Raw genomic sequence first — 26,757 nt, 5'->3', positions numbered from 1 at the left:
GCGGGCCGCGCCGCTTCCCTGCCCCACGCTTCCGCTTCCGCTCCTCCTCACCGCCCGCTCCGTTCGCGACGGGAAACTCCCGATACCGGCTGCCTCCGCACGCGCGGAAGCTATGCGCAAATCCGCATCGAATGCGCGGCAAATTGCCAAGACCCACGCATATCGGCGACCTATATATCGAAACGATCGGGGCTCTTCGCCGAGCCTGACGGGAGATTCTTCCGAGGATCACGATGCCGACCTCCCCGCCCGATTCCGAGAAGCGGTCGAACCGCCCGCCCGTCGCACGCGTTCAGCCATCCCGAGCGTGTGCGGTACTTACTCGCAGGTATCGAACAAGAGGAACAACATGAAATTCCGTCATTCCCTGCTGTCGGTGTCGATTGCATCCGCGCTTGCCCTCCTCTCGCAACAGGCCGCCCGGGCTGCCGACACGACCGACGTGAAGGTCGGTTTCGCCGCGCCGCTCACGGGCGTGAACGCCGGCTACGGCAAGGACCTGCAGAACGGCGTGCAGCTCGCGCTCGACGATGCCGCCGCGCAGAAGGTGCAGATCGCCGGCAAGCCCGCGCACTTCAACCTCGTCGTACAGGACGACCAGGCCGACCCGCGCATCGGCGTGCAGGCCGCGCAGGCGCTCGTCGACCAGAACGTGTCGGTCGTGGTCGGCCATTTCAACTCGGGGACGACGATTCCGGCCTCGGTCGTCTACGACAAGGCCGGCATCCCGGTGATCGATCCGGCGGCGACCAACCCGACGCTCACCTCGCGCGGGCTGGCGAACATGTTCATGGTGATCGCGACCGACGGCCAGAACGCCGGCAACGCGGGCAAGTACGCGGTCGACGTGACGAAGGCGAAGCGCATCGCGATCATCGACGACCGCACCGCGTTCGGCCAGGGCGAGGCCGACGAGTTCGAGAAGGCCGTGAAAGCCGCCGGCGGGAACCTCATCGGCCGTGAATTCACCAGCAACCAGGCGGTCGACTTTCGCGCGCAGATCACGAGCCTGAAGGCCAAGAATCCCGACCTGATCTTCTTCGGCGGGCTCGATTCGCTCGCCGCGAACTTCATCAAGCAGATGCGCCAGCTCGGGCTGAACGCGCAGTTCGTCGGCGGCGGCGGCGTGAAGGACAACGAGTTCATCAAGATCGCGGGCCCGGCCGCCGAAGGCGCGATGGCATGGGAATACGGCCGGCCGCTCGACGAGCTGCCGCAAGGGAAGGATTTCGAACAGCGCTTCAGGAAGCGCTTCGGGGTCGACGTGCTGTCGTACGCGCAGTTCGGCTACGACGCCGCGTGGGCGGCGATCAAGGCGATGCAGGCGGCCAGCTCGACCGACCCGAAGGTCTATCGTCCGGCGCTGAAGAAGATCGACTTCGAAGGCGTCACCGGCCGCATCTCGTTCGCGAACGACGGCTCGCTGAAGAGCGGGATGTCGACGCTGTACCAGGTGAAGAGCGGCGCGTGGAAGACGATCACGACGAAGGGAGGCTGATCGGCGGTGCCGGCGGCCGGCGGCGGACACGCCGCCCGGCCCCGGTGATCGATGACCGGATATCGATCTCGTATGACGACTGATGTTGACGCGATTCGACCGGGCGGACGCACCGCCCGGTGCATCAGCCGGCCTGCGTGTCGCGCTCGGCCTCGGCCGCCTCGTGCGCGCGGCGCAGCCGCTCGCGGCTGTTGGTGAGGTGCGTGCGCATCGCGGCGCGTGCGGCCTCCGGGTCGTGGCGCGCGATCGCCTCGTAGATGTCCTCGTGCTCGTGGTTCAGCCGGCCGACGTACCGCTCCAGATCGTCACCGGCAAAGCGGGCCGAATTCACGCGCGTGCGCGGGATGATCGACGTGCCGAGCTGCGTCATGATGTCGACGAAATAGCGGTTGCCGGTGGATTGCGCGATCTGCAGGTGGAACTGGAAGTCGAGCTGCGCCGTGTCGCGGCCGCCGCCCGCCCCCGTTGCGATCGCGTCGAGCGCGCGCCGCAGCGCGACCAGATCGGTTTCGTTCGCGCGCTGCGCGGCGAGGCTCGCGCATTCGCTCTCGAGGCTGATGCGCAGTTCCAGCACCGCGAGCACGTCGCGCAGCGTCGTGATCGTCGCCGGGTCGATCCCGAGCGTCTGGCGGCGCGACGGCTCCAGCACGAAGCTGCCGATACCGTGGCGCGTCTCGATGAGGCCGCTCGCCTGCATCCGCGAGATGGCCTCGCGCACGACCGTACGGCTCACGCCCTGCGCCGCCATGACTTCGGTTTCGGTCGGCAGCTTGTCGCCGGGACGCAGCGTGCCGTTTTCGATCTGCGCGGTCAGCGCGTCGACGACATCTTGTGCGAGGCTGCGTGCGCGACGGCGCGGCGCTGCGGGAAGCGTAGGCACGGACATGAGGCCGGTTCCTTTTTGAATGATCGTAATGTGAGCCGAGGGTTTACGCGGGGTTTGAGCGAAAGCCGATGATTCATTATACTGCGTCACAAGTCATCCGACGACTGATGATCAAAATACGGATCTCCTGTCGACTCAAGCGCGCACGCCGGCACTGCCTGGTCCCATGCCTTACGATCAGCCAGCTTTCGCGTTCTGCGCTCCGCTGGTCAGGTTGTCGCTCCCACCCCGTTCCGGGTTGCATCGACCTGCGGGGGCTTGCGCGCCGCGCACGTCGGTTGTCGAATGATCGCACCTCCTGCCGCGCGCGGCAAAGCTTTTGCCGCACGGCATTGCCCACCCTTCTGCCATCGCCGCCCATGAACGCCGTCACTGCCTCGCCCTCCCACGACACGCCGCGCATCGTCGACCTGCAAGCGATCCCGGTCGCCGGCCACGACAGCATGCTGCTCAACCTGAGCGGCGCACACGGCCCGTTCTTCACCCGCAACCTCGTGATCCTGAAGGACAGCGCGGGCCGGACCGGCGTCGGCGAAGTGCCCGGCGGCGAAAGCATCCGCCGCACGCTCGACGATGCGCGTGCGCTCGTCGTCGGCCAGCCGGTCGGCAATTACCATGCGGTGCTCAACGACGTGCGGCGCACCTTCGCCGACCGCGACGCGAGCGGCCGCGGTCTGCAGACCTTCGACCTGCGCACGACGATCCACGCGGTCACCGCGCTCGAGGCCGCGCTGCTCGACCTGCTGGGCCAGCATCTCGGCGTGCCGGTCGCCGCGCTGCTCGGCGAGGGCCAGCAACGCGAGCGCGTCGAAATGCTCGGCTACCTGTTCTACGTCGGCGATCGCACGAAGACCGCGCTGCCCTACCGCGACGGCAGCGGCGCGACCGACGACTGGACGCGTGTGCGCGACGCAGCCGCGCTGACGCCCGAGGCCGTCGTGCGGCTCGCCGAGGCCGCGCATGCGCGCTACGGCTTCAACGACTTCAAGCTGAAGGGCGGCGTATTCGAAGGTGCGAGCGAGATCGAGGCCGTGACGGCGCTCGCCGAGCGCTTCCCCGACGCGCGCGTGACGCTCGACCCGAACGGCGCATGGTCGCTCGACGAGGCCGTGCGGCTGTGTCGCGACCAGCATCACGTGCTCGCCTACGCGGAAGATCCGTGCGGCGCCGAGAACGGCTACTCGGGCCGCGAGGTGATGGCCGAATTCCGCCGTGCGACGGGGCTGCCGACGGCAACCAACATGATTGCGACCGACTGGCGGCAGATGGGCCACGCGGTGCAGTTGCAGGCGGTCGACATCCCGCTCGCCGATCCGCACTTCTGGACGATGCAGGGTTCGGTGCGCGTCGCGCAGATGTGTCGCGACTGGGGCCTCACGTGGGGCTCGCACTCGAACAACCACTTCGACGTGTCGCTCGCGATGTTCACGCATGTCGCGGCCGCCGCACCGGGCCAGGTCACCGCGATCGACACGCACTGGATCTGGCAGGACGGCGAGCGGCTGACGCGCGAGCCGCTGAAGATCGAGAACGGGCTGGTGGAGGTGCCGAAGCGGCCGGGTCTCGGCATCGATATCGACATGGATGCCGTCGCGGTCGCGCACGAACTGTACAAGCAGCACGGGCTCGGCGCCCGCGACGACGCGGCGGCGATGCAGTACCTGATTCCGGGGTGGACTTTCAACAACAAGCGCCCCTGCCTCGTGCGCTGAGCGCGGAACGGACCGGGCGGCTGAATCGCCCGGCCGAGACGGGCTGGATAGGAGCGGCGAGGCCTGGCTGGCGGGTGTCTGGCGGAAAACGCCGCTCGAGTCGAACAGGATCCGGATCGGGATGGCGATGCGAACCGGGCCGGCCATATCGAGACTCGGCCGGGCCTGGCCGGTCTTGGCCGTCCGCACCTAGCCGGCCGCCCCAATCCCCCGCGCCCGCCCGCCGTGCGCGGGACTTGTCAGACGATCTGCTTGAGCGCGGCGTCGAGCGCGAGCACCGCGACGCGGTCGCCTTCGGTCGCGAGCGGCGCGCGCATGACGATCTGCCGGTTATGGCCGACGGCCGCCGGCGAATCCCACAGCAGCTCGACCTTCGGTCGATTGAACAGGCCGCCGCGGCGCGGCGGCACGACCGAGGGCTGTCCGCCCGTCGCCCCTTCGCCGGCGGCAGGCGCCGTACGGCCGGGCCAGCGCACCGACAGTTCGCGCGCGTCGTACTGACCGACCTTGCGGCTTTCCATCCAGACGATCGCGGTGCGCGTCAGCACGTCGAGCGAAATCGCATAACGGCCGACCGCGAAGCGGCGGGCCGCCACGTTGGTCCGCCACAGCGGCCGCGGACGGCAGATCCAGACGATCGCCGCATAAAGCGCCGGGGCCGCAACGAGCCAGCCGTTGGTCGCCGTCACGGCATGCAGCGCGAGGCGCCAGCCGTCCACCCAGACGAACATGCCGATCGACCAGACCGCGAACAGGAAACCGATCAGCGCGAAGACGCGCAGCGCCTGGCGCAGCCACTGCGGCAGCGGATGGAACGGCCGCTCGGCGCGCGCGACGGCACCCGGCAGCGCGAGCAGCAGGAAGATCAGCAGGAGGTAGACGAACGCCCAGGGCGACGACACCATCGCGGACAGCGACGAGCGATAACCCATCTGGGACATCGAGAACAGCCAGCGCGCGAGCAGCACGAGACCGATCGCACGCAACGCGAAGATCACACCGGCGCCGGGGGCCGGCGCTGCGCGCGTGGATTTCGTTCTCGCCAAGACTGCTCTCCTCTGGATATTCGTGCGGGGCCGGATTTCACGGCACGGCCATTATAGGGACATTACCGTCTGGACAGATGGCTGGATGCCATGCCGGGCCGCTTCGAGGGCCGTTCGCGGCGTCGGGCGCGGCGAGAATACAACAGATCCGCGCCGCGGATGTGACAACGCCCCGCCGGAAACCCGGACGGGGCGTCGTTGGCGAGCCGCGCGCCGCCGGGCGGCGGCCCGCAATCAGCCTGCGTTGACTTCGCGGAGCACCGTGCGACGCTTCTGGCGCAGCAGTTCCTCGTAGCCCTTCACATAGTTCTGCGCCATCACCTTCGACGAGAAGCGTGCTTCGAACGCGGCGCGGACCTTCTCGCGCGGCAGCGTATCGAGGCGCTTGAGCGCCGCGACGGCCGACAGTTCGTCTTCGACGACGAAGCCCGACACGCCGTTGTCGATCACTTCCGGCACCGAGCCGCGCTTGAACGCGATCACCGGCGTGCCGCAGGCCATCGCCTCGATCATCACCAGGCCGAAGGGCTCCGGCCAGTCGATCGGGAACAGCAGCGCGTGCGCGTTGCCCAGGAATTCCGTCTTCTCGGCTTCGCTGATTTCGCCGATGTACTCGACGTGCGGCAGCGCGAACAGCGGCTTGATCTTCTCTTCGTAGTACGCGCGGTCAGCCTTGTCGAGCTTCGCGGCGATCTTGATCGGCAGGCCGGCCTGCTCGGCGATGCGGATCGCCGTGTCGACGCGCTTCTCCGGCGAGATGCGGCCGAGGAACGCGAGGTAGCTCGGCTTCACGTTCGGGATCGGCGTCAGCAGGTTTTCCGGCAGGCCGTGATAAACGGTCGACAGCCAGTTCGCCTGCGGCAGCGGGATGCGCTGGTTGTCGGAGATCGACACGACCGGCACGTCGCTGAACGCATTGAAGATCGGCTGCAGTTCCGGCAGGTCGAGACGGCCGTGCATCGTCGTCAGATGCGGGACCGGCTGGCGCGAGAACAGCGAGAACGGGTAGTAATCGATGTGGCAGTGCAGGACGTCGAACTCTTCCGCGCGGCGGCGCACCTGCTCGAGGAGCAGCATGTGCGGGGCCATCACGTCGCGGATCGTCGGGTCGAGGCGCAGCGCCTGCGGCCAGCACGCCTCGAGCTTCGCGGAGGTTTGCGAATCGCCGCTCGCGAAGAGCGTAACGTCATGCCCCATCTCGACAAGTGCTTCGGTGAGGTAGGACACCACTCGCTCGGTACCACCGTACAGTTTCGGGGGCACCGCTTCGTGCAACGGAGCGATTTGGGCGATTCGCATGCGTAACTCCTAAAAAATCGGCTAAAAACCAGGTATGGGTCGGCAACCTGCCGGCGGTCCGGGCTGGATGCATTTCGCCCGAAAAGTCGGACGAATCAGCCTGCCGGGGGCGTCAAACCCGCGCTGCTCAAGGAGCGTCGGCGACGCGACAGGCATAGAACGTTTGAAACGAAGACCCGTTGACAGGGGTTCGTAAAAAACCTGGAATCGAACCCGGAGCCGATTATCTAGGGTTAATCCCGATACGGCGCACAACATTTCAAACACTTTACTTTGTTACAAAGGTGCAACACTTTGCAACCCGCGGACTTGGGTGTCCGTTCTAGAGTGGAAGGCCCTTTTGGCATTCCTTGCCCCAGTGACTGCCGGCAGCGTGATTCCGGCACATGAGACAGGACGGGATGCCGGATTTTATCTCAAAATCGATCGCGCAACCCTGGCCGAGGCAAGATTCGCGCAGCGCAGCGCACGGCCTTGTTTACAATGCCGGATTATTCAGTCCGGGCGAACGCCGGCAAGCGATCCCGCCGCCACGCTCAATCACCGAATCACCGCACGCATATTTTGGAATCTCTCACCCCTGCCCAGCGCAACGCCCACAACGCGAAGCTGTCGAGCTACGCGCACCGGCCGATCGCGTTCCTGTTCCGCTACATCCGCCTGCATCCCGTTGCCCACCTGATCGTGCTCTGCAGTGTGCTGGCCGCCGTCGGCTGCGCGCTCGGCTCGCAATACGCGATCAAGCACCTGATCGACGTGCTGGCGACCGGGCGTCATCACCCCGGCCCGCTGTGGAGCGCATTCGCGCTGCTCGTCGGGCTGATCGCGGCCGACAACCTGCTGTGGCGCGTCGGCGGCTGGGTCGCCGCACATACGTTCGTCGCGGTCACCGGCGACCTGCGGCGCGACCTGTTCCAGTACCTGATCGGTCATTCGCCGACCTACTACTCCGAAAAGCAGCCGGGCACGCTCGCGAGCCGCATCACGGCCACGTCGAACGCCGTCTACACGTCGGAGAACACGATGGCGTGGAACGTGCTGCCGCCGTGCATCGCGGTGATGGGCGCGATCCTGATGATCATCGTCGTCAATCCGATGATGGCCGCCGGCCTGCTCGGCTGTTCGGCCGTGCTGTCCGTGATCCTGTTCAAGCTCGCCGGGCGCGGCTCGGCCCGCCACCATGCGTTCGCGGCGAAGGCCGCCGCGGTCGACGGCGAACTCGTCGACGTGATCGGCAACATGGGCCTCGTGCGTGCGTTCGGGATGACGCTGCGCGAACAGAAGCGCTTCGGCGCAACGGTCAAGGCCGAGATGGATGCGCGCCAGCAAAGCCTGCTCTATCTCGAAAAGCTGCGCCTGCTGCACGCGGTGATCACCGCGATGCTGTCCGCCGGCCTGCTCGGCTGGGCGCTGTGGCTGTGGGACCAGGGCCGCGCGACGTCCGGCGACATCGTGCTCGTCAGCTCGCTCGGCTTCACGATCCTGCACGGCACGCGCGACCTCGCGGTCGCGCTCGTCGACGTCACCCAGCACGTCGCGCGCCTGTCCGAAGCCGTCAAGACGTTGCTCGAGCCGCACGGGATGCCCGATCGCTCGGACGCCCAGCCGCTGTCGGCCAAGGGCGGCCGCGTCGACTTCGAGCGCGTGACGTTCGCGTATCCGCACCGTCGCGCGATCCTCGACCACTTCGATCTCCATATCGAGCCGGGCCAGCGCGTCGGCCTGATCGGCAAGTCGGGCGCCGGCAAGTCGACCGTGCTCGCGCTGCTGCAGCGCTTCTACGACACGCAGGACGGCGTCGTGCAGGTGGACGGCCAGGACGTGAAGACGATCACGCAGGACAGCCTGCGCCACGCGATCGCGCTCGTGCCGCAGGACATCTCGCTGCTGCACCGGACGATCTACGACAACATCGCATACGGCCGCCCCGATGCGACCCGCGACGAAGTGCTCGCGGCCGCGCGCGACGCGCGCTGCGCGGAGTTCATCGAAGCGATGCCGGAAGGCTATGACACGATCGTCGGCGACCGCGGCGTCAAGCTGTCGGGCGGCCAGCGCCAGCGCATCGCGATCGCGCGCGCGATCCTGAAGAACGCGCCGATCCTGCTGCTCGACGAAGCGACGTCCGCGCTCGACAGCGCATCCGAGGAAGCGATCCAGAGCGCGCTCGACCGCCTGATGGTCGGTCGCACGGTGATCGCGATCGCGCACCGCCTGTCGACGCTGCGCAACTTCGACCGGATCATCGTGATGAACAACGGCAAGGTCATCGACGACGGGCCGCCCGACGTGCTGCGCAACCGCCCCGGCCTGTACCGCGACCTGCTCGCGAAGCAGCACGGCCGCCATCACGCGGCGCCCGACGGCAGCACGCCGACCGGCGAACGCGTGGCCTGACGCACCGGCCCGCAGCCAGCAAAAAAGCCGCAGTGCTGCTCGCACTGCGGCTTTTTCATTTCCGGCGGGAGGCGTCGGTTACGCGTGCTGCAGATCGCGCAGGAAGTTGTCGCGCCACACCGACACGTTGTTCTCGCGAAGCTGCGCAATCATGTCCGTATAACGCGCGCGCCGCTCGGCGAGCGGCATCGTCAGCGCCTGCGACAACGCATCGGCCATCCCGTCGATATCGATCGGATTGACGATCAGCGCCCCCGTCAACTCGCGCGCGGCGCCCGCGAAGCGCGACAGCACGAGCACGCCCGGATCGTCCGGATCCTGCGCGGATACGTACTCCTTCGCGACGAGGTTCATCCCGTCGCGCAACGGTGTCACGTAGCCGACCCGCGCGAGCCGGTACAGCGCCGCGAGCAGTTGGCGATCGTACTGGCGATGGATATAGAGGATCGGTGCCCAGTCGAGCTCGGCGAAGCGTCCGTTGATGCGTCCCGACTCTCCTTCGAGCTGCAGGCGGATGTCCTGGTACGCACGCAGCTCCGCACGGGTCGACGGCGCGATCTGCAGGAACGACACGCGATTGCGATGCGACGGCTCGTGCTCGAGCAGCTTCTCGAACGCGCGGAAGCGCTCGACGAGTCCCTTCGAGTAATCGAGCCGGTCGACGCTCATGATCAGCTTGCGGCCCCGCAGCGACGTCGCGAGCGTGCGCACCGCCTTGCCGTGCTCGCCGGCCTGCGCGAGCGACGCGATCTCGTCCGGATGCACGCCGATCGGATACGCGGCCGCGCGCAGCGTCCGGCCGAATGCGCGCACCGTCACCAGGTGGCCGTCGCGCTCGATCACGCCGTCCGCTTCGGATTCGACGTAATCGCAGAATGCGCGCAGGTCGGGTTCGGTCTGGAAGCCGAGCAGGTCGAACGCGCACAGCGATTCGACCAGGTCGCGATGCGGCGGCACGTTGACGAGCACCTGCGCGGCGGGAAACGGGATGTGCAGGAAGAAACCGATGCGGTTCTTCACGCCGGCCGCGCGCAGCGCGCGCGCGAACGGGATCAGGTGATAGTCGTGCACCCAGATCACGTCGTCGTCCTGCAGCAGCGGCACGAGCTGCTGCGCGAGCCACACGTTCACGCGGCTGTAGCCTTCGAACTCGTGACGGTCGTACTGGATCAGGTCGGTGCGGTAGTGAAACGCGGGCCACAGCGTCGCGTTCGAGAAGCCGCGGTAATACTGGTCGTAGTCGCGCCGCGACAGGCCGATGGTCGCGAACGTGACCGGCCCGTGCTCCTCGACGCGAATCTGCGGCGCGCCGGACGCGACGACCTCGCCGCTCCAGCCGAACCACATACCGCCCGTCTCCTTCAGCGCATCGTAGACACCGATCGCGAGGCCGCCTGCCGCCGGTTCGCCTTCCGAAATCGGTGCGACGCGGTTTGAAACGATGATGAGGCGACTCATGCGTGCGGCTGCCCCGCACCGAGCCAGTGCGCGATCTGCTCATGCAGCGCGTCGACCGAATCGAGCCGCGTGCGGGCGGACGTCTCGCCCGCGCCGACCTTGATCGACAGGCCGCCGCGCGCGTTGACCACCGCGAAGCCCTTCTCGTCGGTCAGGTCGTCGCCCGCGAACAGCGGCACGCGGCCCGCGAACGGGGGCTCGTCGAGGAACGCGGCCAGCGCGCGCCCCTTGTCGACCCCCTTCGGCTTGATCTCGAACACCATCTTGCCGGGCTGCAGCACATACGCATCGGCATAGTCGGCGACGAGGCGCTCGGCGGCCGCCCGCGCAGCCGCCTCGCGCTCGGGCGCGTTGCGGTAGTGCAGCGCAACGGCCGCGCCCTTGATTTCGAGCAGCATGCCCGGATGACGGTCGACGACGGCCGCCAGCTCGCGCTCGATGCGCAGCAGGCGTTCGTCGTTGAAGCCGATGCGCTGCGTGTCGCCGTTCGCATCGCGGCGCTCCGCGCCGTGCAGGCCGGCGATCGGCAGGCCGGGCATCTTGAGGAACGTGTCGAGGTTGTCGATACCGCGCCCGGACACGATCGCGACCGCACCGTGCGAGCGGCGCCGCAGCTCGTCGAGCAGCGTCAGCAGCGACGGCGGAACGTGAATGCTGTCGGGCGTCGGCGCCAGTTCGACGAGCGTGCCGTCGAAGTCGAAGAAGAACGCGGTATCGGTCAGGGACAGGGAAGCCGGAACGGATTGCATCGATTCGATAGTCTGAGAGGCGGCCGGCAAACGCCGCACCGCCGCTGCGCGATGGAATTGTGCGCATCTTACCGCGCCTGCGCACCGAGATGGGCGAAACCGGCGCATCGCCGGCCGTGCGCCGCCGATTGCGTCAACTGCGACATATTGCCCCGCTCGCCCGCCCCGTACGGGTTTCGAAAGGACGCGGGCGCGCGAATTGCGCTACAGTCGCAACCGCCTGCCGCGCGACGCATGGCATCGCGCCGGCCGGTCACCTTTCCGTCCGATCGAGCCCCAGGATGTCGTCTGCCCGCCCAGCGCCGCACCGGCGCTTCTCCCGCCTCATCCGCACGACCGCGGCCCTCGCCGCCGCCGTGGCGCTCGCCGCGTGCACGCACGACGAGCCGCGCTGGAACCTGACCAACGTCACCGGCCACCTGCCCGACCTGTCGTTCACGCTGACGGGCGGCGACGGCCATCCCGTCGACGCCGATGCGTTCCACGGCCAGGTCGCGCTCGTCTACTTCGGCTACACGCACTGCCCCGACGTCTGCCCCGAAACGATGGCACGGCTGATGGAAGTGCTGGCGAAGCTCGGCCCGCAGGCCAACGACGTGCGCATCCTGTTCGTCTCGGTCGATCCTGCACGCGACACGCCGCAGGCGATGCAATCGTATGTCGCCGCGTTCGACGCCGCGCATGCGCGCGGCCTGACCGGCACCGACCGCCAGATAGAATCGCTCGCGAAGCGCTATCGCGTCGCGTACCAGATGGAACAGCGCGATCCGTCCGGCGGCTACGAAGTCACGCACAGCTCGGCCGTCTACATCTTCGACGCAACCGGCCGCGCCCGCCTGCTTGCGACCGACCGCGACTCGCCCGACGCCATCGCCGCCGATGTGCGCCGGATCATCGACACCGCCTCCACCACCTGAATTCCTCTCACGACATGAAGACGAAGACGACACTCAAGACGCTCGCCCTCCTCGCCGCGCTGTGCGCCGGCACCCACGCCTATGCCGCCGGCGCGATCACCGCGCAGAACGCATGGGTGCGCTGGCTGCCGAACAAGCTGCCGGCCGGCGGCTACGTGACGATCGTGAACACGGGCGACAAGCCGGTCGATCTCGTCGACGTCGACAGCCCCGACTACGGGATGGCGATGCTGCACCAGACCGTCTCGAACGGCTCGACGCAGAAGATGGAAATGGTCGACAAGCTGACGGTTCCCGCGCGCGGCAAGGTCGACATCGCACCGGGCGGCTACCACTTCATGCTCGAGGAGCCGAAGCACGCGATCAAGCCGGGCGACACCGTGCACCTGCGCCTGAAATTCTCCGACGGCGAAACGGTCGATGCGCCGTTCGCCGTGAAATCGCCGGCCCAGGCGAAATGATGCGCGCGCGATGAACCTCCTGTACTGGCTCGATCCGTGGGAACCGTCGCCGACCGTGGTGATCGCGGTGCTCACCGCTGCCGTGCTGTTCGCGCGCGGCGTGAAGAAGGCGAAGGTGTCGCCGCTGCGGCAGTTCTCGTTCTGGTTCGGGCTGACGGCGCTCTACATCGCACTGCATACACGGCTCGACTATTTCTTCGAGCACGAGTTCTTCCTGCACCGCGCGCAGCACCTCGTGCTGCACCACCTCGGGCCGTTCTTCATCGCGCTGTCCTATCCGGGCGCGGCGATTCGCGCGGGCATCCCGTTTCGCTGGCGGCAGCGCTTCGTGCGCCCCGCCCTCGCGTGGGCGCCCGTGCGCGCGACACTCGACGTGGTGTTCCATCCCGTCGTCGCGGTCGTGCTGTTCGTCGGGCTGATCTATTTCTGGCTGCTGTCGCCGATCCACTTCATCGCGATGCTCGACTGGCGTCTCTATCGCGTGATGAACTGGAGCATGGTGATCGACGGGCTGCTGTTCTGGTGGCTCGTCGTCGATCCGCGCCCTGCGCCGCCTGCGCGGCTGTCGCCGGGCCGCCGGATCCTGATCGTCGTCGCGGCGATCCCGCCGCAGATCGCACTCGGCGCGCTGATCTTCTTCACGCCGCACGAGCTGTATCCGATCTATTCGATCTGCGGCCGCGCGTTCACGTGGCTGAGCCCGCTGCGCGACCAGCAGATCGGCGGCCTGCTGCTGTGGATTCCCGGCTCGATGATGAGCGTGATCGGCGCGCTGATCGCGCTGCGGCACTGGCTGCGGCTGTCCGCCCGCGGCCGCCTGATCGGCGAACGGGCCGCGCAGCGCGCGGACGCGCCGTCGGTCGCGCGCGCCGCGCACTGACTGCCGCGCGGCGCGGCGCGCATTACGCGCGTGCGCTGCTCATCCACACGTGCGGGATGCCGTCCTCGTCGTGCACGTCCGAGCTCGGCGCGAAGCCGAATGCCCCGTAAAAACGCTGCAAGTGAGCCTGCGCATGCAGGCTCACCGGCGTATCCGGCCACTGCGCGCGAATATGCTCGAGCGCGCGCGACAGCAGCCCGTTGCCCAGGCCGGCGCCGCGAAACGCGGCGGTCGTCAGCACGCGGCCGATGCGGACATCGGTGTTCTGCGCATCCGGCAACAGCACGCGCAGATAGCCGGCGAGGCGCCCGGCCGGATCGAATGCAGCCAGGTGCCACGCGGCCTGGTCCGCGTCGTCGATGTCGCGATACACGCAATTCTGCTCGACGACGAACACGGCGCTGCGGGCTTCGAGGATCGAATAGACTTCGCGCGCCGTCAGCGCGTCGAAGGATTTCCAGCGCCAGTCGAGATCGGCGGCGCTCGGGGATGCGGCGGATGCGTTCATGGTCGGTCCTGATTCGGGCGCGCCGGCCGGCGCGCGGCAATCGTCGATTATGCCCCGAAGCGCACGCGCCGCGCGACCGGCTGCCCGCCCCCGAAAAAAAAGCCCCGCATTGCGCGGGGCCTGTCCGTCATGCCGGCATCTGGCCGAAGCGGCCGTTGTTGAAGTCCTCGATCGCGGTGCGGATCTCCGCTTGCGAGTTCATCACGAACGGCCCGTATCCGACGACGGGCTCGTCGATCGGTTCGCCGCTCAGGATCAGCAGCTTCGCGTCGCCGTTCGCTTCGATCTCGACGTCGCTGCCGTCGCGGCCGAGCTGCACGAACTGCGCTTCGCGGGCGACCGTCTCGCCGTTCACCTGCACGGTACCGCTCAGCACGACCACCGCGAGCGTGCGCCCTTCGGCGACCGGGAACCGCGCATGGCCGCCGGCCACGAGCCGCACGTCCCATACGTCGATCGGCGTATGCGTGCGGGCCGGGCCGCGCCGCCCGTCGAGCTCGCCCGCGATGATCCGCGCACGCCCCGCGCCGTCCGGCAGCTCGACCACGGGGATGTCGGCATCCAGCAGCGTCTGGTAGCCGGGCGCCCCCATCTTGTCCCTGGCGGGCAGGTTCACCCACAGCTGGACCATCTCGAGCGGGCCGCCACGCTTCGTGAACCCCTCCGAGTGGAATTCCTCGTGCAGGATCCCGCTCGCGGCCGTCATCCACTGCACGTCACCCGGGCCGATCACGCCGCCCGCGCCGGTCGAGTCGCGGTGCGCGACCTCGCCGTCATAGACGATCGTCACCGTCTCGAACCCGCGGTGCGGATGCTGGCCGACCCCGCGCGGCGCCGAGGCCGAGCCCGGCTCGAACGTGGCCGGGCCGGCATAGTCGAGCAGCAGGAACGGGCTCAGATGCGCGCCGTGGGACTGGTAGCTGAACATCGAACGCACCGGGAAACCGTCGCCGACCCAATGGCCGCGCGGCGCACTGTACACACCCTGGATCTTCTTCATTGCCTTCTCCGAATTGCGGCGAAACACGTGTTTCGCATCCTGGACAGGAATATAGAGGTGGAACGATCGATCCGGTAGACTGCCAAAATCGCACTCAGCGTTCCATTTCATGAACGATAAAGCGCGGGATCTGAACGATCTCTATTATTTCGTGCAGGTCGTCGAACACGGCGGCTTCGCACCGGCCGGGCGTGCGCTGGACATGCCGAAATCGAAGCTGAGCCGCCGCATCGCGCTGCTCGAGGCGCGGCTCGGGATGCGGCTGATCCAGCGCTCGACGCGCCGTTTCACCGTTACCGACGTCGGCCAGACCTACTACGCGCATTGCCGCGCGATGCTCGTCGAGGCCGATGCCGCCGACGAGGCGATCGCGCTGCTGCACGAGGAGCCGCGCGGCATCGTGCGCGTCAGTTGCCCGATCGTGCTGCTCGATTCGCTCGTCGGCGAAATGATCGCCGCATTCATGGTCGCGTGTTCGCGCGTCGAGATTCATCTGGAAGCGACCAACCGGCGCGTCGACGTGGTCGGCGAAGGGATCGACGTCGCGATCCGCGTACGCCCGCCGCCGCTCGAGGACAGCGATCTCGCGCTGCGCGTGCTGGCCGAGCGCGGCCAGTGCCTCGTCGCGAGCCCCGCGCTGCTGCGCGAGCATGGCGCACCGGCCGTTCCCGCCGATCTCGCGCGCCTGCCGAGCCTCGATCACGGCGTCCCGCAGTCCACGCACGTGTGGCGGCTGCGCGGGCCCGACGGCGCGCATGCGGAAATCCACCACCTGCCGCGCTTTGTGACCGGCGGCATGCTCGCGTTGCGCGCGGCGGCCGTCGCGGGTGTCGGCATCGTGCAGTTGCCGACGATGATGGTGCGCGACGAGGTCGCGCGCGGCGCGCTGGTAACCGTGCTGCCCGACTGGGCACCGCGCCGCGAGATCGTGCATGCCGTGTTCGCGTCGCGCCGGGGGCTGCTGCCCGCCGTGCGCGCGCTGCTCGATTTTCTGGCCGCGCGGTTTGCCGAACTCGAACCCGACTGAGCTTGCCGCGTCACGCGCAACCGCGCGCTGCAAACCGTGCGTGCGTGCCGTAGACTGCGGTACGCGCATCGCGCATTCCACAACCCTGATCGCTTTCCCGCCATGTTCACGCTGTCCAACGACCCCAACGCCTCCAAGGCCGATCAATACGCGACGCTCGTCGAGCAAGCACGCGCGCTCGTCGAATCCGAACGCGACCTGACCGCGAACGCGGCCAACTTCGCCGCGCTGGTCTACCACTCGCTCGACCGTCTCAACTGGGCCGGCTTCTACTTCTTCGACGGGACGGAGCTCGTGGTCGGGCCGTTCCAGGGCAAGCCCGCCTGCGTGCGGATCGCGCTCGGCAAGGGCGTGTGCGGCACGGCTGCGCAGACGCGCGAGACGCAGGTCGTGCGCGACGTGCATGACTTCCCCGGCCATATCGCGTGCGACGCCGCGTCGGAATCGGAAATCGTCGTGCCGCTGGTGGCCGGCGACGGCACGCTGATCGGCGTGTGGGACGTCGACAGCCCGGTAGCCGCGCGCTTCGACGAAGAAGACCGCCAGGGGATGGAGGCGCTCTGCCGCGTATTCGTCGAATCCGCCTGGCAGAAGGCGCGCGGTTGAGCGGCGGCTGAGCCGCGTTCATCCACCGCGCGGCGCGCGGCAGGTCGCCGCGTTCACGCATGAATCGCGCCGCATGACCTCGAACGAAACGGGCTCCGCAAAGGAGCCCGTTTCACTGTGCCGCCGCACCGCCCTTCGCGGCGCACTTTACGCGTCAGGCAGCATGCGTGCCGGACAGCGCCGGGAACGCTTGCGGCTTCACATCCTCGGTCAGCACCTCGAAGCCCGTTTCCGTCACCACGACCATGTGCTCCCATTGAGCCGACAACGAATGGTCCTTCGTGACGACCGTCCAACCGTCCGCCAGCATGCGCGTGTCGCGTTTGCCCGCGTTGAGCATCGGCTCGATCGTGAAGATCATCCCCGGCCGCAGCGGTACGCCGGTGCCCGGGCGGCCGTAGTGAAGCACCTGCGGCTCGTCGTGATAGACGTCGCCGATGCCGTGCCCGCAGTACTCGCGAACCACGCTGAATCCTTCGCGATGCGCAACCTGCTGGATCGCGTAGCCGACGTCGCCGAGCGTGGCGCCCGGGCGCACCGCGCGGATGCCCGCATGCATCGCCTCATAGGTCGTCGCGACGAGGCGCCGCGCGAGTTCGTTCGGTTCGCCGACGAAATACATGCGGCTCGTATCGCCAAACCAGCCGTCCTTGATCACCGCGATGTCGAGGTTCACGATGTCGCCGTCGCGCAACGGCCGCGACGTCGGGATACCGTGACACACCACGTGGTTGACCGACGTGCACAGCGTCTTCGGATAACCGTGGTAGCCGATGTTCGCCGGGATCGCGCCGAGCACGTCGACGATGTATTCGCGGCAGCGTGCGTCCAGTTCGTCGGTGGTGACGCCCGGCTTCACGTGCTCGGTGATCATCGTCAGCACCTGCGACGCCAGCTTCGCGGCTTCGCGCGACTTGGCGATTTCCGCCATGCCGCGGATCGGGATGTCTCGCTTCGCCATTACGCCACCTGCTCGATGGCGTGTTCGACCGGTTCCGCCGTCCCCGCGTCGCCGCCCCGCGCTTCGGCCTCGATCAGCATCCGGCAGATGTCGCCGTAGGACAGCGCCGGATTGAGTTCCGCCAGCATCCCGACGCGCAGCCAGTGCTCGGCCTGTGCGTTGATCGAGCGGCTCAGCGCCGTGCTGGTCGAGCGAAGCCGCTCGTGCATGTGCTCGGAAATCTTGATGATGCCCATATATCCCCAATTAAACGAAACGTAGTCGGTTCGTATATTACGCTGCGGTCGGCTGACGGGCAAGCCATGCGGATTCCGTTGAGCCGTCGGCCGGCCGCCAGCCCGTCACCAGCGTTGACACTGAATTCCAGTTTGCTGGAAAATAAATCCACCATGAAAGAATCCGTCACCGCCGCTGCCGACGACACCGGCATCAACGAACGCATCGCCCGGCGCGTACGCGACCTGCGCACCGTACGAGGCTACACGCTCGATGCGCTGGCTGCGCGCTCCGGCGTCAGCCGTTCGATGATCTCGCTCATCGAACGTGCATCGGCCAGCCCGACGGCCGTCGTGCTCGACAAGCTGGCAGCCGGTCTCGGCGTGTCGCTGGCCGGGCTGTTCGGCGGCGACCACGACGACGCGCCCGCGCAGCCGCTGGCACGCCGCGCGCAGCAGGCCGAATGGCGGGATCCGGCGTCCGGTTATGTGCGCCGCAACCTCTCCCCGGCTGGCTGGCCGTCGCCGATCCAGCTCGTCGAGGTGGATTTCCCGCCCGGTGCGCGCGTCGCGTACGACAGTGGCGGGCGCGAAAGCGCGTTGCATCAGCAGGTGTGGATCATCAGCGGCCGCGTCGACGTCACGCTCGGCGAAACGCTTCACGAACTTCACGAAGGCGACTGCCTGGCCATGCGGCTCGACCAGCCGCTGATTTTCAGCAATCCGTCGCCGCACGCCGCGCGTTATGTCGTCGTGATCTGCGACGCGTCAGCCGCCGGTATGCGCACCCTCTGATGAACGCGTCGTCGCAGCAGCCGTGCGCGCGACCCACTTACTGCCCACAGGAGTCCGTATGAATTCCCCGAAACAGCGCGACGACGTGCGCCTGATCGATTGCAGCGAGGCCGAGCATGCGCCGGCCATCCTCGAGATCCTGAACGACGCGATCGCGAACTCGACCGCGCTGTACGACTACAAGCCGCGTCCGCCGGAAGCGATGGTCGCGTGGTTCGCGGCGAAACGCGCAGGCGGCTTCCCGGTCATCGGCGCGGTCGACGCGTCGGGCACGCTGCTCGGCTTCGCGAGCTGGGGCACGTTCCGCGCGTTTCCCGCGTTCAAGTACACGGTCGAACACAGCGTGTACGTGCATCGCGACCAGCGCGGCCGCGGGCTTGGCGAGGTGCTGCTGCGCGAGGTCGTCCGGCGCGCGCGGGAAGCGGAAGTACACGTGCTGGTCGGCTGCATCGATGCGGCCAATGCGGGGAGCATCGCACTGCATGCGAAGCTGGGATTCGTGCACTCGGGCACGATCAAGGAAGCGGGCTTCAAGTTCGGCCGCTGGCTCGACGCGGCGTTCTATCAGTTGACGCTCGACACGCCTGCGCAACCGGTGGACGGCTGAGCGGATGTCGCGATGGACGAGCGGCATCGCATGGCCGAAGCCTGCTCGCAGCGGGCTTTCGTATTTCTGGACGCCAGATCCCGCCACCGGAGTTGCAAAGCAACTTGCAGTGCCGAACGACGCAGTCATGTCTGCTCGCGTGGGGCATTCAAATAGACTTGGGCCAAGCGACGCTACCGTGTGACAAAAGAGACTTTGCCGGTGCATATGCTCGTCATCCGACATCAGGTCGTCGCCTCCTATCTGCGATGCGCATATCGCGAGCAACGAAGAAGCAATCGTTCCTGGGTTCGCCCGCTGCCATCCGAAGCGACACCAATCCCGGTAAAAATTGACCGATCAAACAGAATGTTACCGTTGGTTTCAAAGATGCCCAAATAGTAGGCTGGAGTGCCGCTATTCTTCCGTCACCCACAATAACGATCCCAACTTGGGGGGTGACATGAACAACATCATCAAAGGCGCCCTTTGCGCCGCCTTCGTACCATTCATCCTCGCCGGTTGCGGCGGCGGCGGCGACGGTGGCGGCACGCAAACCGGTACGCTGCACGTCGCGATGACGGATGCGCCATCCTGTGGCTTCGACCATGTGTACATCACCGTCTCGCAAGTCCGCGTCAACGCAAACGCGAACGCCGCAGACAACGACGCCGGCTGGTCGACCGTATCCCTCGCTACACCGCAGAAAATCGATCTGCTGTCGCTGACCAACGGCGTGCTCGCCGATCTCGGGCAGACCGCCCTGCCCGCCGGCCAGTATCAGCAAGTCCGCCTGGTTCTCGCACAGAATCAAGGTAACAACCTCGCGAACTCGGTCGTCCCGACCGGCGGCACCGAACAGGCGCTCGCCACGCCGAGCGCGACGCAAAGTGGCTACAAGATCATCCACCCGTTCACGGTCCAGCCCAACACGCTCGTCGATCTCGTGCTCGACTTCAACGCATGCAAGTCGATCGTCCAGCGCGGCAACGGCTCGTATGCGCTGAAACCCGTCGTCACTGCGGTCCCGACAGTTGTGAGCGGCGCGATCTCCGGTTACGTCGCCTCGGCCGAAGCCGGCGCGACGGTCTATGCCGAGCAAGGCGGCAAGGTCGTCCGCGGCACAGTGGCCGACAGCACCGGCAAGTTCGTGCTGTCGCCGCTGATCCAGAGCTCGACGCAAGGCAATTACGATGTCGTGATCGTGCAGAACAACTTCGCGTCGGGTATCGTGCGCTCCGTCCCGGTCGTCGTGAACACGACCACGGCGGTGTCGGCGTCGACCGCACCGATCACGCTGCCGGCGTCGACGATGAGCACCGTCAGCGGTGCGGTGACTGCCAGCGCCAATGCATTCGTGCGCGCGCTGCAGACGATCGACGCGAATGCCTACGAGATCACGTCGATCAACGCGAACCTGGATACGGGCGCCTATGCGCTCAACGTACCCACTGCCGCGCCGATCGTCGGCACTTACTCGGGTTCGCTACCGGTCGCGCTCGCCGCATCGCCGGCCGCCGCCGCACAATATACGATCGAAGCGGACGCAGCGTCGGGGGCAACGCAATCGACGAACGTCAACGCAACGACCAGCCAGTCGAACGTCAATTTCAGCTTCTGACGCGTCGGCAGCGCACCGAAAGGGCCGTTCGGCCCTTTCATCAATAACGGGAGAACGAAGTGAAAAAAGGGGTTATCGCGTTGCTTGCAGCGGCGAGCATGGTCGGCACGCTCAGTGGGTGCGTCGCATACGTTCCGGGTGCACCGGTAGTTGTTGCACCGCAGGGTGGCCCGGGGAACGGATTCTGCCCACCGGGACAGGCGAAGAAAGGCAATTGCTGATTGCACAGGGGCCCGCATTCAGCGGGCCTGTCCAGACTTTGTTTGCGAATTACAGGCCATAGGAACTGGTTGCTGCGCCCCCAACTGGCGTATCGGCTCCGTTTCGTCAAGAGCACCGATGTCCGCAAGACACTCAACGAACCGGACGTAGAGTTCGTCCTGTACTAGGCCGTTTGACCGCATCCATTCCATGGCTGCGTTTGGGTTCAGTAGCAAGACATGATGGAACTGCCCAGACGGCCCAGGCTTGGTTCGGATGAAATTCAGTTCGCGTAGCCTACTCATCCTGCGACGCCAGGTGTCGACAGCGCACTCGCCGGTGAATCCGACCTCTGCCGCCAAGGTCAAGGGATCAGCAATTGACAGCACTGGATAATTCCACGCCCTTGCCCACAGGCAGAAAAGTGTTTGACCTGCTGGCTGTCTCTTTGACTGGGCGTCGACGGCTTGCATCGCAATCGGTAGCGTACGAGGAATAGTGACGAACCCAACGTTTCGATGTGGGTGCCAAAGCCAAATTTCAGGTATGCCGGGAAAATGAAGATCCAGCAGTTGCTGGGCACGGTCAGCCATTTTCAGACGACGAGGAATTGTATGTTGAATGTTCGCCATGGTCGTCCCCTGGATGCCGCTTATTTGTCTGATGTTTTAATTGGGATCGCCTGCCAGACCACAAGTTTCGATGCTGCGTTTGGCCTCGCAACGACGCAATTTCGTCCGGACGCGCCCCCTTTTCCGTGGCAGTGGAGAGCGAACGCACCACGTTTCGGACGCCCTCCCGAGACGCATGCAAGTTGAATCGTCGGGCGATCGTGAATGGGCAACGACTATCGTTCCCAACGCAACTGATGAAGCGAACAACGTGCCAGCCTCACGACTGCACCGCCCGAACAGTGCTCGGCGATGCCGAGCATCAAGTACGGGCGAGTCCTGGCAAATGCGTTGCAGCGTCGATACACCGTGCGGGTGGTCAATGGGACGAAATCGGCGAAAAGTGTCGAGACTGACGATGTGAGAGGCGCCGCATCACAACGGTTCCGCGCTCGCCAAATGCCTTTACTGGAACTCGGCGAATGTGCCAGTACGTCACCGAATAATGATTCGAACATGCAACACCGGCGCTGCATGCATGTCACCGCTCAAGTTACTTTGGCTCTGCGGCCATCTGTTCCGCCGGATAGAGCTGCAGCATCATGCGCGCAGCTTCCGCATTCTTCTTGTGCAACCGTTCGTGATAGTCAAAAGAAAAAGCCCTGATTTCTCAGGGCTTTTTCTCTTCTTACTTGGAGGCGCGAGCCGGAGTCGAACCGGCCTAAACGGCTTTGCAGGCCGCTGCATAACCGCTTTGCTATCGCGCCAAAAGCGGACTGTCCGGATGCCGTGAGGCAAGAGACAGATTTTTTATTCGAGGACCGGAGGTCCATCAAATAAAAAGGGAAGCGTGGCTTCCCCATTACTTGGAGCGGGAGACGAGTCTCGAACTCGCGACCTCAACCTTGGCAAGGTTGCGCTCTACCAACTGAGCTACTCCCGCATTGTCCTGCACCTGCAGCGCTTCGCCGTACCACACGCTGCCAGAAAAATCTGGAGCGGGAGACGAGTCTCGAACTCGCGACCTCAACCTTGGCAAGGTTGCGCTCTACCAACTGAGCTACTCCCGCATGTGTCCTGCATCTGCAGCGCTTTGCCGTACTACACGCTGCCAGAAAAAATCTGGAGCGGGAGACGAGTCTCGAACTCGCGACCTCAACCTTGGCAAGGTTGCGCTCTACCAACTGAGCTACTCCCGCATATTGCTGCGCTACTGCTTCCCCGTCACACACTTACTTCGTCGTGCAGCGGAGAAGCGAGATTATGTCGAAGGCACTTTCGTGTGTCAAGGGCTTTTCCAGCCCTTTTTCCAAAAAACCTGCTCGACCGAACGCGTGACACGCATCACGCGCCGCCGCGCTCGCGAATTTGCGGCCACGCGAGCTTCATGTAGTACAGCATCGACCAGATCGTCAGCACCGCCGCGAGATACATCAGCCACTCGCCCCACACGCGCGTATCGATCGTGGCGATGCCGAGCGGCAGCGGCCCGTAGAACAGCAGCATCGGAATCGCGACCATCTGGCATGCGGTCTTGAACTTGCCGAGCTGGTTCACCGCCACGCTCTTCGACGCGCCGATCTGTGCCATCCATTCGCGCAGCGCCGAAATCGCGATCTCGCGGCCGACGATCACGAGCGCGATCGCCGCATCGACGCGCGAAATCTGCACGAGGATCAGCAGCGCCGCCGTCACCATCAGCTTGTCCGCGACCGGATCGAGAAAGGCGCCGAACGACGACGTCTGGTTCCACTTGCGGGCTAGAAACCCGTCGAACCAGTCGGTCAGCGCAGCGAGAATGAAAATCGCCGCCGCCGCGAGATTGCGGTGCGCGCCGCCCATCACCGTGTCCGGCAGATAGAACACGCCGACGACGAGCGGAATCAGCACGATCCGTACCCACGTCAGGAAAATCGGGAAATTGAACGGCATGGCATGCGGGACAGTAAAGGATTCGCAATTGTGCCGTGTCGACCGGCCTGCCACAAGAACGCTGGCAAGGCAGCCGGCCGCACGGCCGCGTCAGTGAAGCTGCTTGTAGATCTGCTCGGCGAGCGCATGCGAGATGCCCTCGACGCTCGCGAGTTCCTCGACGCTCGCGGCAACGACACCGCGCAACCCGCCGAACCGCGCGAGCAGCCGCTGCCGGCGCTTCGCGCCCACGCCCTCGAGCTCCTCGAGCCGTGACGTCTGGCGCGCCTTCGCCCGCTTCGCGCGCATGCCGGTGATCGCGAAGCGGTGCGCCTCGTCGCGAATCTGTGCGACGAGCATCAGGGCGGCGCTCTCCTTGCCGAGTTCGAGCGGCGTGCGGCCGTCCGCGAACACGAGCGTCTCGAGGCCGACCTTGCGCCCCTCGCCCTTCGCGACGCCGACCAGCATCGACGTATCGAGGCCGAGCTCGGTGAACACCTGGCGCGCGATTTCGACCTGACCCTTGCCGCCGTCGATCAGCACGATGTTCGGCAGCAGGCTCGACGCCTCGGCCTGGCGCGTCGACTCGCCGTCGATGCCGGCCGCTTCGTCGACAGCCGCCGCCTGGGCCGCCTGCTCGACCATCTTCTCGTAGCGGCGCGTGAGCACCTGCCGCATCGCCGCGTAGTCGTCGCCCGGCGTGATCCCGGTGATGTTGTAGCGGCGGTACTCGCCCGACTGCATCTTGTGATGGTGGTAGACGACGCACGACGCCTGCGTCGCCTCGCCCATCGTATGACTGATGTCGAAGCATTCGATCCGCAGCGTCGCGAGATCGTCGCATTCGTAGCTGAGCGTCTCCGCGAGCGCACGCGTGCGCGCCTGCTGCGAGCCCTGCTCGGACAGCAGCCGCATGAGCGCGATCTGCGCATTCTGCTCGGCCATCGACAGCCACGCGCGCCGCTGCCCCTGCGGCTGCCGCACCAGCGACACCTTGTGGCCGGCCTGCTCGGACAGCAACTCGAGCAGGTCGCGGCTCGCGGGCGCATGGCTCACGACCAGCACGGGCGGCACGCGATTGCCGAGATAGTGCTGAGCGATGAACGCGTCGAGCACCTCGGCCTCGACCGACGCCGCCGCGTCGCCGCGCGCGCGTCCGGATTCTTCGGCGGGCAGGTCGGGTAATGCGTCGGCCGGCGCGGCGGCCGCCTCCGCCAGTTCGGACTCGTCGCCGAGACCGCCTTCGGCGAGCGTCAGCGCGCTTTCGACGTGCGTCGGGAAATACGCCTTGTCGCCGAGATGCCGGCCGCCGCGCACCATCGCAAGATTCACGCACACGCGCCCGCCCTGCGCGACCACCGCCAGGATGTCGACGTCGCTGTCGCTGCCGACCTCGATCGCCTGCTGGTGCAGCACCGTCGCGAGCGAGCTCATCTGGTTGCGCACGGCCGCCGCCTGCTCGAATTTCAGCTCGGACGCGAACGCGTGCATCTTCTGCTCGAGCTCCTTCATCACTTCGGACTGCCGGCCGAGCAGGAACCGCGCGGCGTTCGACACGTCGATCGCGTAATCCTCGTCGGAGATCGCACCGACGCACGGGGCCGTGCAGCGCCCGATCTGATGCAGCAGGCACGGCCGCGTGCGGTTGTTGAAGACCGAATCCTCGCAAGTGCGCAACTGGAACACGCGCTGCAGGATCTGGATGCTCTCGCGCACGGCCCAGGCGCTCGGGAACGGCCCGAAATACTGGTTCTGCTTGTCGACCGAGCCGCGGTAATAGGCCATGCGCGGAAAGCGGTGCGCGGTGAGCTTCAGGTACGGATATGACTTGTCGTCGCGAAACAGGATGTTGTAGCGCGGCGCGAGCGCCTTGATCAGGTTGTTCTCGAGCAGCAGCGCTTCGGCCTCCGAACGCGTGACGGTCGTCTCGATGCGCGCGATGCGCGTGACCATCATCGCGATGCGCGGCGACAGCTGCGTCTTCGTGAAATAGCTCGATACGCGCTTCTTCAGGTCGCGCGCCTTGCCGACATAGAGCACGGCGCCCGTCGTGTCGTAATAGCGATAGACGCCCGGCATGTGCGGCAACTGCGCAAGGATCTTCTTCGGTTCGAACGGGGTATCGGGAGCTTCAGGGGATGTCATGCGTGATCCGGGCGCCTTGTAACGCGGAACGGGTCTATTAGAATCGCCAGTTTAGAGCATTCACCGGCCCGCTTCGATGCCACGCACCACCGCTGCCCCCCTGCCCGCCGCGCCGGGCGAACCGATCGCCTGCGACCTCTTCTGTACCGTGATCGACAATTTCGGCGACATCGGCGTCTGCTGGCGCCTCGCGCGCCAGCTCGCGCACGAGCACGGCTGGCAGGTTCGCCTGTTCATCGACGACCTGCGCACGTTCTCGCGCCTGCTGCCCGGGGTCGATCCCGACGCGGGTCGGCAGACGGTCGACACGATCGTGGTCGAGCACTGGCATGCGGAAGTCGGCGACGCGCTGGAGATCGCCGATGTCGTGATCGAAGCGTTCGCGTGCGAGTTGCCCGGCGCGTATCTCGCGGCGATGGCGCGCCGCGCGCGCCGCCCGGTGTGGATCAACCTCGAATACCTGAGCGCCGAGGACTGGGTCGCCGACTTCCATCTGCGCCCGTCGCCGCATCCGCGCTACCCGCTGCTGAAGACGTTCTTCTTCCCCGGCCTGTCGGCCGGCACCGGCGGCGTCCTGAAGGAGCACGACCTCGATTCGCGCCGCGCGGCCTTCGAAGCCGACGCGGCGGCGCGCGACGCATGGTGGCGGCGCGCGACCGGCGGCGCGCCGCCGGCTGCCGGCACGACGGTCGTCAGCCTGTTCGCGTACGAGAATCCGGCCGTCGACGCGCTGCTCGCGCAGTGGCGCGACGGCCCGTCGCCGGTCGTCGCGCTCGTGCCGGCCGGCCGCGTGTCGCCTGCCGTCGCGCGTTTTTTCGGGGTCGAGTCGTTCGACGCGGGCACGCATGCGCACAGCGGCAACCTGACGGCTCACGGGCTCGCGTTCGTCCCCCAGGCTGACTACGATCCATTGCTGTGGGTGGCCGACATCAATTTCGTGCGCGGCGAGGATTCGTTCGTCCGCGCGCAGTGGGCACGCAAGCCGTTCGTGTGGCACATCTATCCGCAGGCCGACGACGTGCACCTGCCGAAGCTCGACGCCGCGCTCGCGCACCTGTCGGCCGGCCTCGCCGACGCGCCGCGCGCGGCGCTCGAGCGGTTCTGGCATGCCTGGAACGGCGCCGGCACGCCCGACTGGGCGGATTTCTGGCAGCACCGCGCCGCACTGGACGCCAACGCGGCCCGCTGGGCCGATGCGCTCGCGGCCGTCGGCGATCTCACGGGAAAGCTGGCGGAATACGCAAAATCTCAGTTAAAATAAGCGGTT

Annotated in this window: 24 protein-coding genes and 4 tRNA genes; 12 read left to right on the top strand and 16 right to left on the bottom strand. The window is 66.5% G+C overall.

The genetic code is table 11. From position 1 onward, the window contains the following. Positions 1 to 349 precede the first annotated feature (349 nt). Complete coding sequence (locus APZ15_RS09545) at positions 350 to 1,498, top strand: branched-chain amino acid ABC transporter substrate-binding protein (RefSeq protein ID WP_027787982.1); 1,149 nt, start codon at positions 350 to 352, stop codon at positions 1,496 to 1,498. A 124-nt stretch (positions 1,499 to 1,622) separates the two neighbouring features. Here the strand turns inward: APZ15_RS09545 and APZ15_RS09540 are convergent, their stop codons facing one another. Next, positions 1,623 to 2,384, bottom strand: a complete 762-nt coding sequence (locus tag APZ15_RS09540; RefSeq protein ID WP_027787983.1) for a FadR/GntR family transcriptional regulator — start codon at positions 2,382 to 2,384, stop codon at positions 1,623 to 1,625. A gap of 359 nt (positions 2,385 to 2,743) precedes the next feature. Between APZ15_RS09540 and gudD the strand changes: the two genes are divergently transcribed. After that, positions 2,744 to 4,096, top strand: coding sequence for a glucarate dehydratase (gene gudD, locus APZ15_RS09535; protein WP_027787984.1), 1,353 nt, complete (start codon positions 2,744 to 2,746; stop codon positions 4,094 to 4,096). Positions 4,097 to 4,335: 239 nt separating this feature from the next. Here gudD and APZ15_RS09530 read toward each other — a convergent pair whose 3' ends face one another. Then, the gene (locus tag APZ15_RS09530) at positions 4,336 to 5,142 is read right to left on the bottom strand and encodes a hypothetical protein (RefSeq protein WP_021163102.1); all 807 of its coding nucleotides are present in this window, start codon (positions 5,140 to 5,142) and stop codon (positions 4,336 to 4,338) included. A 234-nt stretch (positions 5,143 to 5,376) separates the two neighbouring features. Further along, on the bottom strand, positions 5,377 to 6,441 hold the full coding sequence (locus APZ15_RS09525) for a glycosyltransferase family 4 protein (RefSeq protein ID WP_027787985.1): 1,065 nt from the start codon (positions 6,439 to 6,441) through the stop codon (positions 5,377 to 5,379). Between the two features lie 564 nt (positions 6,442 to 7,005). Between APZ15_RS09525 and APZ15_RS09520 the strand changes: the two genes are divergently transcribed. Beyond that, complete coding sequence (locus APZ15_RS09520) at positions 7,006 to 8,838, top strand: ABC transporter ATP-binding protein (RefSeq protein WP_027787986.1); 1,833 nt, start codon at positions 7,006 to 7,008, stop codon at positions 8,836 to 8,838. Positions 8,839 to 8,916: 78 nt separating this feature from the next. On the opposite strand, the gene otsA is transcribed toward APZ15_RS09520, so the two are convergent. Together otsA and otsB are read right to left on the bottom strand one after the other, a co-directional pair. Continuing rightward, the gene (gene otsA / locus APZ15_RS09515) at positions 8,917 to 10,296 is read right to left on the bottom strand and encodes an alpha,alpha-trehalose-phosphate synthase (UDP-forming) (protein ID WP_027787987.1); all 1,380 of its coding nucleotides are present in this window, start codon (positions 10,294 to 10,296) and stop codon (positions 8,917 to 8,919) included. Beyond that, entirely contained in the window at positions 10,293 to 11,045 is a 753-nt protein-coding gene (otsB, locus tag APZ15_RS09510) for a trehalose-phosphatase (protein WP_027787988.1), read from the bottom strand. Before otsB ends, otsA begins: the two co-directional genes overlap by 4 nt. A 281-nt stretch (positions 11,046 to 11,326) precedes the next feature. On the opposite strand from otsB, the gene APZ15_RS09505 reads away from it, so the two are divergent. From APZ15_RS09505 to APZ15_RS09495, 3 genes are read left to right on the top strand one after another with little or no spacing between them, the layout of a single operon-like run. Beyond that, the gene (locus tag APZ15_RS09505) at positions 11,327 to 11,962 is read left to right on the top strand and encodes an SCO family protein (RefSeq protein ID WP_027787989.1); all 636 of its coding nucleotides are present in this window, start codon (positions 11,327 to 11,329) and stop codon (positions 11,960 to 11,962) included. A gap of 14 nt (positions 11,963 to 11,976) precedes the next feature. After that, positions 11,977 to 12,423, top strand: coding sequence for a copper chaperone PCu(A)C (locus tag APZ15_RS09500; protein ID WP_027787990.1), 447 nt, complete (start codon positions 11,977 to 11,979; stop codon positions 12,421 to 12,423). A gap of 10 nt (positions 12,424 to 12,433) precedes the next feature. Beyond that, the gene (locus tag APZ15_RS09495) at positions 12,434 to 13,303 is read left to right on the top strand and encodes a cytochrome c oxidase assembly protein (protein ID WP_021163095.1); all 870 of its coding nucleotides are present in this window, start codon (positions 12,434 to 12,436) and stop codon (positions 13,301 to 13,303) included. Positions 13,304 to 13,325: 22 nt separating this feature from the next. Here APZ15_RS09495 and APZ15_RS09490 read toward each other — a convergent pair whose 3' ends face one another. Both APZ15_RS09490 and APZ15_RS09485 read right to left on the bottom strand, forming a co-directional pair. Then, positions 13,326 to 13,811 (bottom strand): GNAT family N-acetyltransferase, encoded by a 486-nt coding sequence (locus APZ15_RS09490; RefSeq protein WP_027787991.1) that lies wholly within the window; start codon positions 13,809 to 13,811, stop codon positions 13,326 to 13,328. Between the two features lie 127 nt (positions 13,812 to 13,938). Further along, complete coding sequence (locus tag APZ15_RS09485; protein ID WP_027787992.1) at positions 13,939 to 14,811, bottom strand: pirin family protein; 873 nt, start codon at positions 14,809 to 14,811, stop codon at positions 13,939 to 13,941. Between the two features lie 109 nt (positions 14,812 to 14,920). Between APZ15_RS09485 and APZ15_RS09480 the strand changes: the two genes are divergently transcribed. Beyond that, positions 14,921 to 15,838: a LysR family transcriptional regulator gene (locus APZ15_RS09480; RefSeq protein WP_027787993.1), complete on the top strand. Its 918-nt coding sequence runs from the start codon at positions 14,921 to 14,923 to the stop codon at positions 15,836 to 15,838. A gap of 102 nt (positions 15,839 to 15,940) precedes the next feature. Further along, complete coding sequence (locus APZ15_RS09475) at positions 15,941 to 16,444, top strand: GAF domain-containing protein (protein ID WP_021163091.1); 504 nt, start codon at positions 15,941 to 15,943, stop codon at positions 16,442 to 16,444. A 154-nt stretch (positions 16,445 to 16,598) separates the two neighbouring features. Here the strand turns inward: APZ15_RS09475 and map are convergent, their stop codons facing one another. Both map and APZ15_RS09465 read right to left on the bottom strand, forming a co-directional pair. Then, on the bottom strand, positions 16,599 to 17,405 hold the full coding sequence (gene map / locus APZ15_RS09470) for a type I methionyl aminopeptidase (protein WP_027787994.1): 807 nt from the start codon (positions 17,403 to 17,405) through the stop codon (positions 16,599 to 16,601). Further along, entirely contained in the window at positions 17,405 to 17,641 is a 237-nt protein-coding gene (locus tag APZ15_RS09465; RefSeq protein ID WP_027787995.1) for a ParD-like family protein, read from the bottom strand. The genes map and APZ15_RS09465 overlap by 1 nt, the downstream gene beginning before the upstream one ends. A 153-nt stretch (positions 17,642 to 17,794) precedes the next feature. Between APZ15_RS09465 and APZ15_RS09460 the strand changes: the two genes are divergently transcribed. The 3 genes from APZ15_RS09460 (at position 17,795) to APZ15_RS09450 (ending at position 20,622) form a co-directional block, all read left to right on the top strand. Further along, on the top strand, positions 17,795 to 18,415 hold the full coding sequence (locus tag APZ15_RS09460) for a helix-turn-helix domain-containing protein (RefSeq protein ID WP_027787996.1): 621 nt from the start codon (positions 17,795 to 17,797) through the stop codon (positions 18,413 to 18,415). A 58-nt stretch (positions 18,416 to 18,473) separates the two neighbouring features. After that, positions 18,474 to 19,022: a GNAT family N-acetyltransferase gene (locus APZ15_RS09455; RefSeq protein ID WP_027787997.1), complete on the top strand. Its 549-nt coding sequence runs from the start codon at positions 18,474 to 18,476 to the stop codon at positions 19,020 to 19,022. Between the two features lie 442 nt (positions 19,023 to 19,464). After that, positions 19,465 to 20,622, top strand: coding sequence for a DUF4382 domain-containing protein (locus APZ15_RS09450; protein WP_027787998.1), 1,158 nt, complete (start codon positions 19,465 to 19,467; stop codon positions 20,620 to 20,622). 239 nt (positions 20,623 to 20,861) lie between these two features. Here the strand turns inward: APZ15_RS09450 and APZ15_RS39030 are convergent, their stop codons facing one another. From APZ15_RS39030 to uvrC, 7 genes are all read right to left on the bottom strand, one after another. Next, positions 20,862 to 21,455, bottom strand: coding sequence for a hypothetical protein (locus APZ15_RS39030; RefSeq protein WP_080982092.1), 594 nt, complete (start codon positions 21,453 to 21,455; stop codon positions 20,862 to 20,864). A gap of 672 nt (positions 21,456 to 22,127) precedes the next feature. Further along, positions 22,128 to 22,201 (bottom strand) — tRNA-Cys (locus tag APZ15_RS09445). A 100-nt stretch (positions 22,202 to 22,301) separates the two neighbouring features. Further along, a tRNA-Gly gene (locus tag APZ15_RS09440) sits at positions 22,302 to 22,377 on the bottom strand. A gap of 51 nt (positions 22,378 to 22,428) precedes the next feature. Further along, a tRNA-Gly gene (locus tag APZ15_RS09435) sits at positions 22,429 to 22,504 on the bottom strand. Between the two features lie 53 nt (positions 22,505 to 22,557). Beyond that, positions 22,558 to 22,633: transfer RNA gene (locus APZ15_RS09430), tRNA-Gly, on the bottom strand. Between the two features lie 145 nt (positions 22,634 to 22,778). Beyond that, positions 22,779 to 23,366, bottom strand: coding sequence for a CDP-diacylglycerol--glycerol-3-phosphate 3-phosphatidyltransferase (pgsA, locus tag APZ15_RS09425; RefSeq protein WP_021163085.1), 588 nt, complete (start codon positions 23,364 to 23,366; stop codon positions 22,779 to 22,781). A gap of 90 nt (positions 23,367 to 23,456) precedes the next feature. Beyond that, positions 23,457 to 25,490, bottom strand: a complete 2,034-nt coding sequence (uvrC, locus tag APZ15_RS09420; protein ID WP_027787999.1) for an excinuclease ABC subunit UvrC — start codon at positions 25,488 to 25,490, stop codon at positions 23,457 to 23,459. Between the two features lie 76 nt (positions 25,491 to 25,566). On the opposite strand from uvrC, the gene earP reads away from it, so the two are divergent. Further along, positions 25,567 to 26,751 carry an elongation factor P maturation arginine rhamnosyltransferase EarP gene (gene earP / locus APZ15_RS09415; RefSeq protein WP_034195804.1) on the top strand — a complete coding sequence of 395 codons (1,185 nt, stop codon included), beginning with the start codon at positions 25,567 to 25,569 and terminating at the stop codon, positions 26,749 to 26,751. Positions 26,752 to 26,757 lie beyond the last annotated feature (6 nt).

Origin of the sequence: Burkholderia cepacia ATCC 25416 (assembly GCF_001411495.1) — a bacterium.
GTDB classification, from domain to species: Bacteria; Pseudomonadota; Gammaproteobacteria; order Burkholderiales; family Burkholderiaceae; genus Burkholderia; species Burkholderia cepacia.
Note: the sequence above shows the minus strand (reverse complement) of the source record. Positions and strands in the feature narration are given on the sequence as shown.